The organism is Mycobacterium sp. (assembly GCF_008709575.1).
GTDB lineage: Bacteria > Actinomycetota > Actinomycetes > Mycobacteriales > Mycobacteriaceae > Mycobacterium.
The window spans coordinates 1-4611 of record NZ_VYIK01000107.1; the positions used below are offsets into that span (position 1 = coordinate 1).

3 protein-coding genes are annotated in these 4611 nt (G+C 67.8%); all 3 read right to left on the reverse strand.

The window, feature by feature from the left end; genetic code table 11:
• Nucleotides 1-77 precede the first annotated feature (77 nt).
• Complete coding sequence (locus tag F6Q13_RS16710; protein WP_293058913.1) at nucleotides 78-953, reverse strand: potassium-transporting ATPase subunit C; 876 nt, start codon at nucleotides 951-953, stop codon at nucleotides 78-80.
• Nucleotide 954: 1 nt separating this feature from the next.
• Nucleotides 955-3099: a potassium-transporting ATPase subunit KdpB gene (gene kdpB / locus F6Q13_RS16715; RefSeq protein WP_293058916.1), complete on the reverse strand. Its 2145-nt coding sequence runs from the start codon at nucleotides 3097-3099 to the stop codon at nucleotides 955-957.
• A 1-nt stretch (nucleotide 3100) separates the two neighbouring features.
• A partial coding sequence (gene kdpA, locus F6Q13_RS16720) for a potassium-transporting ATPase subunit KdpA (protein ID WP_293058919.1) occupies nucleotides 3101-4611 on the reverse strand: 1511 nt, incomplete at its 5' end.

Genomic DNA, 4611 nt, shown 5'->3' on the forward strand with positions numbered 1-4611 from the left:
CCGCAACCGGCACAACACACGACCTGCCGCGTGACGTTGACAGAGGATGTCTCATCTGACCATCATCCACCCGCGTATCAGCGCGTGACCGGATACGTGCGGTCCAGTTCGGAGTTGAGCGTCAGCACGTTGACCCGGGGTTGACCGAGGATCCGGAGTGCCCGTCGGCTCGTGTGCCGCGCGACGACGGCGCGGATCTGGTCGGGGGTGACCCGGCGGGCCCGGGCGACCCGGTTTACCTGGATGTCGGCGTAGGCGGTCGAGATATCCGGGTCCAGGCCGCTGCCGCTGGCGCTGACGGCGTCGGCCGGTACCGCCGGGTCGGCGGGGGCGGTGCCGCGCACCGGCACGATCTGGCCGATCGCGTAGTCCCGGCCGGGCTGTGCGCACTGGACGCGCACGCCCTCGTAGGTATCCAGAAATGGCCTGCGAACCCTCGGGCACGGCTCGTTGACGCTGATCACGCGGGTCGGGTGCACTACGGTACCGTGTGCGTCGCGCGGGCCGATCACCGACAGCACGGCCCCGACGCCGCCCGGGGTGCAAAACGGCCGCGACCCGTCGACTCCCTCGAGCGCGCCGATCGCCTTGCTGCGCGAGCACACCAGGGTGAGCAGGCTCGGCCGGGTCGGGGTATCCACGATGCTTTCCGGTCCGAGGTTGCTGCCGCCGGTCGCCAGCGGGTCGTATCCGCCGCCGGCCGCCGACGGCCGGGACTGGAAGTACTGCGGCAGCGGGCGGCCGGCGGCGTCGGTGAACAGCTGTCCGATCAGTGCACTGCCGACCGGTTTGCCGTCGACCCGGATGATCGAACCCTCGGCCTTTTCGCGCAGCCCCGGCAGCTGTGCGAGCAGCCAGATGAACAGCGGGTAGGCGACACCGAGGACGACGGTGAGGACCGTCAGTGCGCGCAGGGCGGCCCAGTGCTGGCGAACGAGGTTGGCGAAGGACATCTCAGCCGATCCCGGGAAGTAGGGCAACCACCACGTCGATGAGCTTGATTCCGATGAACGGGGCCACGATCCCGCCCAGCCCGTAGATGCCCAGGTTGCGGGTCAGCAGTTTCGACGCGTGGCTGGGCGTGTAGCGGACACCGCGCAACGCCAGCGGGATCAGCGCCACGATGATCAGCGCGTTGAAGATCACCGCCGAGGCGATCGCCGACTGCGGACTGTGCAGCCGCATGACATTGAGCAGGCCCAGCCCGGGGAACAGCGACACGAACAAGGCCGGGATGATCGCGAAATACTTGGCGATGTCGTTGGCGATCGAGAACGTGGTCAGCGCCCCCCGGGTGATCAGCAACTGCTTGCCGATCTCGACGATCTCGATGAGCTTGGTGGGATCGGAGTCCAGGTCCACCATGTTGCCGGCCTCTTTGGCGGCGCTGGTGCCGGTGTTCATCGCCACCCCGACATCGGCCTGGGCGAGCGCGGGTGCGTCGTTGGTGCCGTCCCCGGTCATCGCGACCAGCCGGCCGCCCTGCTGTTCGCGCTTGATCAGCGCCAGCTTGTCCTCGGGGGTGGCCTCGGCCAGGAAGTCGTCGACCCCGGCCTCGTCGGCGATCGCTTTGGCCGTCAACGGATTGTCGCCGGTGATCATCACCGTCCGGATCCCCATTCGGCGCATCGCCTCGAACCGGGCCGCCATGCCCTGCTTGACCACGTCCTTGAGGTAGATCACGCCGAGCACCCGGGCTTTGCCGGCGCCGGTTTCACCGTCGGTGTCGTCGGTCACCTCGCCCACCACCAACGGGGTCCCGCCCGCGGCGGAGATGCCGTCGACTATCGACCCGAGTTGGCGCGAAACGGTGCCGCCGTGGCCGCGGACCCACTCCGTTACCGAGTGGGCCGCGCCTTTGCGCAGCTGCCGGCCGTCGATGTCGACGCCGGACATCCTGTTCAGCGCGGTGAATTCGACCCAGTGCGCGTTGGCCAGTTCTCCCGGTGTGCGAGCGCGCAGACCGTAGGCCGCTTTGGCGTAGACGACGACGGAGCGGCCCTCCGGGGTTTCGTCGGCGAGGCTGGACAGCTGGGCGGCGTCGGCCAGCTCGCCCGGCGTGACCCCGTTGACCGGAATAAATTGCGCTGCTTCCCGATTGCCCAGCGTGATTGTTCCGGTCTTGTCCAGCAGCAAGGTGTTGACGTCGCCGGCCGCCTCGACCGCGCGGCCCGACATCGCCAGCACGTTGCGCTGGACCAGCCGGTCCATGCCGGCGATACCGATCGCCGACAGCAGCGCCCCGATGGTGGTGGGGATCAGGCAGACCAACAGAGCCACCAGGACGATTCCGGTGACGCCGTTTCCGTCGAGCGCCGCGGTGTCGGGCACGCCGGGGTTGTCGGCCTTGGAGTAGATCGCCAGCGGCTGCAGCGTCGCCACGGCGAACACGAAGATCAGGGTCAACGCCGCCAGCAGAATGTTGAGCGCGATCTCGTTGGGGGTTTTCTGCCGGTTGGCCCCCTCGACCAGGGCGATCATCTTGTCGACGAAGCTCTGGCCCGGCTTTTGGGTGATTTTGACGACGATGTGATCCGAGAGCACGATCGTCCCGCCGGTCACCGCGCAGCGGTCGCCGCCGGATTCCCTTATCACCGGCGCTGATTCGCCGGTGATCGCCGATTCATCGACGGAGGCAATGCCTTCCACGACATCGCCGTCGCCGGGAATGACCTGACCGGCCTCGACCACCACGATGTCGCCTTGCTGCAGCATCGGGGCGGGGACCTGTTCCTCGATACCCGGGGTCCCGGGCGTCCAGTCGCGAAGACGCCGGGCGATGGTGTCGGCCTTGGACTTCCGCAGGGCGTCGGCCTGCGCTTTGCCGCGCCCTTCGGCGACGGCCTCGGCGAGGTTGGCGAAGATCACCGTCAACCAGAGCCAGAACACCACCAGCGTGCCGAACCAGCTCGGCTTGCCGATCGTCAGAATGGTGGACCACGCGGCGCCGATTTCGACGACGAACATCACCGGGTTGCGCCACAGGGTGCGGGGGTCGAGCTTGCGCAGCGCCCCGGGCAGCGACGTGCGCAGCATCGCGGAGTCGAGCAGGCCGCCCGGAATCGGGTGGGCCGGCGAACCGCCCGCCAGCACAGCCATCTCAGTGGATCCCTTCTGCCAGCGGCCCCAGTGCCAGAGCGGGCAGGAAGGTGAGGCTGACCAGGATGAGCGTCACCCCTGCGACCAGACCGACGAACTGGGGCTTGTGGGTGGGCAGGGTCCCGACGGATTGCGGCGTCGTACCTTGTCGGGCCAGGGCGCCGGCCAGTGCGAGCACCACGATGATCGGCAGGAATCTGCCGAAGACCATCGCCAGGCCCAGGGCGGTGTTGTACCACACGGTGTCGGCACCCAGGCCCATGAACGCGGAGCCGTTGTTGTTGGCCGCCGAGGTGAACGCGTAGAGCACCTCCGATAGGCCGTGCGGGCCGGTATTGAGCATCCGGGCGCGTTCGCCGGGCAGCCCCATCGCGATCGCGGTGCCCGCCAGCACGATGAGCGGGGTGATGAGGAAATAACCGGCCGCGAGCTTGATTTCACGCGGGGTGATCTTCTTGCCGAGGTACTCCGGGGTGCGGCCGACCATCAGTCCGGCGACGAACACAGTGATGATTGCCAGCACGAGCAGCCCGTAGAGACCCGAGCCGACACCGCCGGGGGCGACTTCGCCGAGCTGCATGTCGAACATGGTGATCAGGCCGCCCAGGCTGGTGTAGGAGTCGTGCATCGAGTCGACGGCACCGGTCGAGGTCAGGGTGGTCGCGTCGGCGAACACTGCGGAGTCGGCGACCCCGAACCGCGTTTCGATGCCTTCCATCGCGGCGCCCGCTGCGGTGGGCACGGTGCCGTGATGCCGGACCTGGAACACCATGATCAGGGTGAGGCTGAGGGCGGCCAGGACACCCATGACGGCGACGATCGCATAACCCTGTCGGGTGTCACCGACCATGCGGCCGAACGTGCGGGGCAGCGAGACTCCGATGACGAGCAACAGGAAGATCTCCAGCCAGTTCGTCCATGCGGTCGGGTTCTCGAAGGGGTGGGCGGAGTTGGCGTTGTAGAAGCCGCCGCCGTTGGTGCCGAGCAGCTTGATCACCTCTTGGCTGGCAACGGGACCGCCGGTGATGGTCTGCCCCGCGCCGGCCAGTGTGGTGACCACCTGATCGTCGAGGTGGAAGTTTTGGATCGCGCCGCCGGCGATCAGCAGGACGGCACCGACGATGGCGATCGGCAGCAGGATGCGCAGCACGCCGCGGACCAGATCGACCCAGAAGTTGCCCAGCTCAGTGCTGTTGCGGCGGGCGAATCCGCGCACCACGGCGATCCCGACCGCCATGCCGACCGCTGCGGAGACGAAGTTCTGCACCGCCAAACCGGCCATCTGCACCACATACCCCTGCGTGGATTCGCCGGAATAGGCCTGCCAGTTGGTGTTGGTGACGAAGCTGATCGCGGTGTTGAAGGCCAGCGCCGCCGTCATCGCCGGATCGTGCAGGTGCAGTGGGAGGTGTTGCTGCAGCAGCTGCAGGGCGAACAGCGCCACGACGCTGACCGCGGCTAAGCCTGAATCCGTGGACCGGTAATTTCGTGCCATCGGTGGGCCGATTCTGC